The sequence below is a fragment of the Acetobacter sp. DmW_136 genome, from assembly GCF_008690365.1.
In the GTDB taxonomy this organism is placed as follows: domain Bacteria; phylum Pseudomonadota; class Alphaproteobacteria; order Acetobacterales; family Acetobacteraceae; genus Acetobacter; species Acetobacter oryzifermentans.
Genome location: NZ_VHON01000092.1, coordinates 1 through 1,095 on the forward strand (window position 1 = coordinate 1; position 1,095 = coordinate 1,095).

Annotated in this window: 2 protein-coding genes and 1 pseudogene; all 3 read left to right on the plus strand. The window is 55.5% G+C overall.

What is annotated here, in order from left to right:
- Positions 1 to 73: 73 nt before the first annotated feature.
- Positions 74 to 262, plus strand: a pseudogene (traD, locus tag FKW31_RS15795) (conjugal transfer protein TraD); the annotation flags it as partial.
- A 64-nt stretch (positions 263 to 326) separates the two neighbouring features.
- Entirely contained in the window at positions 327 to 593 is a 267-nt protein-coding gene (locus tag FKW31_RS15800; protein ID WP_150179061.1) for a conjugal transfer protein TraD, read from the plus strand.
- Positions 590 to 949, plus strand: a complete 360-nt coding sequence (locus FKW31_RS15805) for a hypothetical protein (protein WP_150179060.1) — start codon at positions 590 to 592, stop codon at positions 947 to 949. Before FKW31_RS15800 ends, FKW31_RS15805 begins: the two co-directional genes overlap by 4 nt.
- The last annotated feature ends 146 nt before the right edge of the window (positions 950 to 1,095 follow it).

Below are 1,095 nucleotides of genomic sequence, written 5' to 3' on the forward strand. Positions count from 1 at the left end.
GAGGCACGCTTTTATGCACAACAGAAATCACATGCATTAGCCGCTTAAATCAGATAAAAAACGTCTCCACAAAACCCGGGGCAATTCACTGTCGATCGAGGCGCTGGCCGGGGTACTGCTTGCGGCTGTCGAACAGGCGGACGGCAAACCCGAAGCCGTTGCGAGGTGGACCGAACGCGGGGAATCTTTCTTTCAGACAGGCGGGAAAAAGGGCAATCGGAAAGGAACCGGAAACGATCAGAACGGAATTACTGGCGCTTGAAAAACGGATCAGGAAGCAGGCGGCCCTGATCCATCGCCATCAGGCACGAAAGGCACGCACCGACATGCGCGACTGGGCGAAGGCGCGACGGGAACGCACCCATCATCTGATCGAACTGGGCGGCCTGGTCCAGAAGGCGGGACTGGTCGATCTGACCGATGATGACCGCGCCACCCTGCTCGGGGCCTTCCTGGATATTGCGGGACAGCTTCGGGGCAGCAATGTGACCACCCCAGACGACCTGAAAACACGCTGGAGGCGCGCGGGGCTTCATGCCTTCGATGCCGAAAAAGAGCATGTGAAAAAGAAAGAACAGGAGACATCCTCATGAAACAACTGTCGCTGATTTTAATGGCCCTGACGCTCCTTCTTTTACCGGCTTCAGGCTTTGCCCGGAACACAGGAGACTGGCTGCCTCAGTCTGGGGTTAAATCGCCCTATAGTCCTCTGGCCGTTCCAACAATGCTGAATCCAGTCCCGGACTCTCTGGCGAGCCTGTTGAACAAAGACTACCGGATTACGACTACAGCGGATTATGAAGGCTCAGGAGCCCTTTTCACGCTGACCCGGCAGAAACAGACCGTGCTCTGCGTTCTGACGGCCCCGACGCCGGGAACAGATCAGAATGTTCCGACATCACGCTGCTGGTCGCTGAATGAACCCACGTCAGAGGACGTGAAAAAATAACGGATGACGAGGTAGGCTGCCCGAACGCCGGCCTGAAATTACTCAACCAAGAGTAATGGGGTCACGACACGAAAGTGTACTTTACGTACGCTTAGAGTGAACCCAACAAGAACGTTGAGGCTGTTCTGCTGAGAGTTCGATAGACA